Here is a 3,432-nt window from a genome sequence, read left to right as displayed (position 1 = left end):
GCTCCTAGAGGAGATGAAGTTTGGGCTGTGGGTGCAGGTTATAATACTCTTCAATCTTCGTTTGGTGCAGGTGGTAGAAGTTTTATGGGAACAAGAGATATGCAACATGGTGGCGAATTAGTTAAAGATAATATGACTGGAAGTTCCGCTGTAATCAATGCTAATGGTTCTATAGGTAATGCTTCTATTAAAGGATTAAATGCTGGTATGACTGCAAGCAATTTAGAAACAAGAGCGCACGCTCTAAGTGATGCGATTCAAAATTCTAACCTATCTCAAAGAGCTTTAGAAGTTGCTAGTGGAAAAGGAGATAGCTTAGCCTTATCAGAAAACGATAGAAGTGCTATTGCTAATGCAACACAACATGCTTTAGCTAATGCTTATTCTAAAGCAACAGGTGTGGATGTAAAACAAGCTTATGAAGATGTGATGAGTGGAAAAATTGGTGGTGGTATTGGCTTAAATAAAGAAATAAAAGGAGTTAGAATAAATGTTGATGCAGGAGGTACTTTATCTACTTCATCAGTGGAATCTGAAGGTTGGTATCAAAATCTAAGCAAAAATCAACAAGAAACCTTTAATAAAACCTTTAACGAAAGCATTTCTAATGAAATTGGTAAAAATAGAGATGCAAGTGCTTCATTTAACAATCTTCTTAAAACAGGAAATGTTACAAATTCTGCTAGCATCAAAAGTTCTATGGATAGCTATAATGAAGCTAAAACACTTAATAATTCAGTGGGTTATGATGGCGGATCATCTATTGTTCAAGGCTATATCAATGAAAATTATGGTGGTGTAGTTAATAAAGAAAATGTGGCTTCTGCTGTGAATGCTGTTGAAAATATGGCTGCAAGGGGAGATATGCAAGGATTATCACACTATGCAGGAGTGGATTCTAATGTCAATTCAAATGGATTACACGAGCAAACAAAACATAATTATTATGATCCAAAAGGCACTATGACTGATCACAATAAAGCCATAGATGATTTAAATTCAAGACAAAAAGGCTTTATGGCAACAAGAAATGCTCCTACTAAAGTTGAATCAGAAGGATTAGCATTTGATGTAGAAAAAGCAGCAGGCGCAGCTGAGAAAAAAGCAGGAACTGCTATCAAAGAAAGAAATGAAAAAATCAATGATGCTTATAAATAATAATGCACTGAGTCTAGTTTTAACTAGGCTTAGTGGCGATTAGTAGTATAGTATATATTTTCTGGCAGAAAGCTATATGCTGGATCATTAATATAATCACTTTCAAAAGTTGATGAGTTATTAATATCTAATGGGCGATTAACAACTCTAACATTCTCTTTTAAAAACTTCTTGATTTTCAATAATGTATTTTTAGAAAACAATTTGCTTAACCTATCTCTGATTAAATACAAAAGACAACAAGTTATTAAAACACTAACAATAGATGCAAGTACTGCTAAATAAATAATTAAGTGCGCTTTATCCATCTTTATTCCTTTCAATTATAACTTATTCATATTTTTAATAAAATTATACCATATTTTAATAAATTTTGCAAGTATTTTTGCTATAAAATGCCTATTTTTTAGGGGTTTTAACGGGGTTCTTTTTTTTATTTAACAAGGTTATTTTTGTAAATCGTAATTAAAAGTATTTTATCGTTTTTTAAATCTATATAATATGGAATGACATATTTCTTAAAGATAAAATCTCTTATGTTTTCATCATTAAAAAGAGTAGATTTTCGAAATTTATAAGGCATATTGTCAATACACAAAATAGCATCTTTTAAAGATTTTGAAAAATAATTTTTTGCACTCACACTATCTTTAGCAATAAAGGCTAAAATATCATTAAGCTCTTTTTTAAATTTATCACTTTCCACAATTTTCATTCACAGCCATTCGCTACCTAATGGAGTTACTGATAATTTTCCTTGTTTATAGTGTAATAAAGTTTCTTCAGCTTCTTTTTTTATTTCATCTATGGTTCGATTATCTTCATAATTATCCAAAGTAGCCTCTAAATCATTTTTAGAAATTTTAAAAATAGCTCCTGCATTTTTTGACAAACATTCTAAACTTTTTATAAAATCAATATCATCACTTGTAATGGTTATAGTGTGCATTATAATTTCCTTTTTAAAGTTTATTAACATGATAATACCATTTTTTAATAATTTTTGCAAGTATTTATGCTATAAAATGCCTATTTTTAGGGGTTTGAAACGGATTTCTTTTTTTATTTGACTTGATTGTTTTATTTATTGCTTAATGAAAATTAATTTGGGTATAATTAGCAAATTAATTTTTTTAGCTTCATATTGATTTGCTAATCAAATATAAATGTTAAAATAGTCTATAGTATTTAGGATATTAATTGAAAGAATAAAGAGGGTAGTAAAATGAAAACCACAGAATATAATACGCAACAAAAAAATAATAAAGAATATTTAGCTGAGAGAGAAGCAGTTAAAAAAACTATGGCAAAAATGGAAAAAGAGTTAGAAAAACCTGCTATAAATGCGGTGTTTCAAAGACTTAAAAATAAATGAAATATATAGAACTAAGCGAAGCTATTACTATACACGAAAAGATTATTGAAAAAACAGGCGGATTAAGTGGCTATAATGAAACACAAATAGGATATTTGGCTAGTGCATTAGAGCATATAAAAAACGATGATTATTATCCTACAATAACTGATAAAATTACACATTTAATATTTTCCTGTGTAAAATTTCATCCATTTGCTGATGGAAATAAACGGACTTCGATATTTCTAGGTATGCACTTTTTAGATTTAGATGGTAAATATAATGATAAATTTGCTGAAGTTATGGAAGATATTGTTGTCGGTGTTGCAGATGATTCTATTGCAAAAGATGATTTAAATCAAATTTTACAAAATTTTATTGATAAAAATATAGAAGTTGAAGGATAATTTTTATCATAACCATCAAAATATAAATTCACATTTACATCGTGATATTGATAACGAAGTTTAATACAGTTTCCGACTTTTTTATATTTAGCATTATTGTACTTCTCTAATAAAATACCTAAAATAATAGTATCACTCATTTGCACTCCTTTAAAACGAAAATCTAAATATTATGTTATTATACAATCAACATTTTAGAGCAATACTAAATATAAACTAAATTGACAATTTTTTTATTGTATGATATAATTTAAAATCATTATAAGGGCGGATCGAGATCGCCCATCTTAAATATTATTTTAAGTAGCTATTTAAATCTTTTTCAAAACTCTCTATTAAATCACTTAAAAAAGCATTGATTTTATTTGGCATAACGCCTATAAAGGTATTATGTGATTTAGGAGCTAAAGCCTTTTGATTTGTTATTTTTGTTTTATATAAATTTTCCCAATGAAAACTTCTATTTCTGATTGTGAGTAAAAGGTTAAGAACAATATTTGCTTTTTCTAT

Annotated in this window: 6 protein-coding genes and 2 pseudogenes; 3 read left to right on the top strand and 5 right to left on the bottom strand. The window is 28.2% G+C overall.

From position 1 onward, the window contains the following. Window positions 1-1,158 (top strand): annotated as a pseudogene (locus AJ932_RS08235) (conjugal transfer protein TraG); the annotation flags it as partial. Between the two features lie 29 nt (window positions 1,159-1,187). Here AJ932_RS08235 and AJ932_RS08230 read toward each other — a convergent pair. The 3 genes from AJ932_RS08230 to AJ932_RS08220 all read right to left on the bottom strand — a co-directional run bounded on the left by AJ932_RS08230 (window position 1,188) and on the right by AJ932_RS08220 (window position 2,107). Continuing rightward, window positions 1,188-1,466, bottom strand: a complete 279-nt coding sequence (locus AJ932_RS08230) for a hypothetical protein (protein ID WP_070278727.1) — start codon at window positions 1,464-1,466, stop codon at window positions 1,188-1,190. 125 nt (window positions 1,467-1,591) lie between these two features. After that, window positions 1,592-1,873, bottom strand: a complete 282-nt coding sequence (locus tag AJ932_RS08225) for a type II toxin-antitoxin system RelE/ParE family toxin (RefSeq protein ID WP_070275015.1) — start codon at window positions 1,871-1,873, stop codon at window positions 1,592-1,594. Beyond that, window positions 1,874-2,107 carry a hypothetical protein gene (locus tag AJ932_RS08220; RefSeq protein ID WP_002883553.1) on the bottom strand — a complete coding sequence of 78 codons (234 nt, stop codon included), beginning with the start codon at window positions 2,105-2,107 and terminating at the stop codon, window positions 1,874-1,876. A 276-nt stretch (window positions 2,108-2,383) separates the two neighbouring features. Here AJ932_RS08220 and AJ932_RS10585 point away from each other — a divergent pair, with 276 nt between their 5' ends. Together AJ932_RS10585 and AJ932_RS08215 are read left to right on the top strand one after the other, a co-directional pair. Then, window positions 2,384-2,533 carry a hypothetical protein gene (locus AJ932_RS10585; RefSeq protein WP_002807582.1) on the top strand — a complete coding sequence of 50 codons (150 nt, stop codon included), beginning with the start codon at window positions 2,384-2,386 and terminating at the stop codon, window positions 2,531-2,533. Then, on the top strand, window positions 2,530-2,922 hold the full coding sequence (locus AJ932_RS08215) for a type II toxin-antitoxin system death-on-curing family toxin (protein WP_070278725.1): 393 nt from the start codon (window positions 2,530-2,532) through the stop codon (window positions 2,920-2,922). The genes AJ932_RS10585 and AJ932_RS08215 overlap by 4 nt, the downstream gene beginning before the upstream one ends. On the opposite strand, the gene AJ932_RS08210 is transcribed toward AJ932_RS08215, so the two are convergent. Then, window positions 2,874-3,062 (bottom strand): hypothetical protein, encoded by a 189-nt coding sequence (locus tag AJ932_RS08210; protein WP_032603322.1) that lies wholly within the window; start codon window positions 3,060-3,062, stop codon window positions 2,874-2,876. The genes AJ932_RS08215 and AJ932_RS08210 overlap by 49 nt on opposite strands. Window positions 3,063-3,216: 154 nt before the next feature. Next, window positions 3,217-3,432 (bottom strand): annotated as a pseudogene (locus AJ932_RS08205) (hypothetical protein); the annotation flags it as partial.

The organism is Campylobacter sp. BCW_6873, assembly GCF_001762365.1.
Classification (GTDB): Bacteria; Campylobacterota; Campylobacteria; order Campylobacterales; family Campylobacteraceae; genus Campylobacter_D; species Campylobacter_D jejuni.
Note: the sequence above shows the minus strand (reverse complement) of the source record. Positions and strands in the feature narration are given on the sequence as shown.

Coding starts and splice junctions, on each gene's coding strand:
- AJ932_RS08230 (WP_070278727.1), bottom strand. CDS start 1,466: ATGGATAAAGCGCACTTAATTATTTATTTAGCAGTACTTGCATCTATT.
- AJ932_RS08225 (WP_070275015.1), bottom strand. CDS start 1,873: ATGAAAATTGTGGAAAGTGATAAATTTAAAAAAGAGCTTAATGATATT.
- AJ932_RS08220 (WP_002883553.1), bottom strand. CDS start 2,107: ATGCACACTATAACCATTACAAGTGATGATATTGATTTTATAAAAAGT.
- AJ932_RS10585 (WP_002807582.1), top strand. CDS start 2,384: ATGAAAACCACAGAATATAATACGCAACAAAAAAATAATAAAGAATAT.
- AJ932_RS08215 (WP_070278725.1), top strand. CDS start 2,530: ATGAAATATATAGAACTAAGCGAAGCTATTACTATACACGAAAAGATT.
- AJ932_RS08210 (WP_032603322.1), bottom strand. CDS start 3,062: ATGAGTGATACTATTATTTTAGGTATTTTATTAGAGAAGTACAATAAT.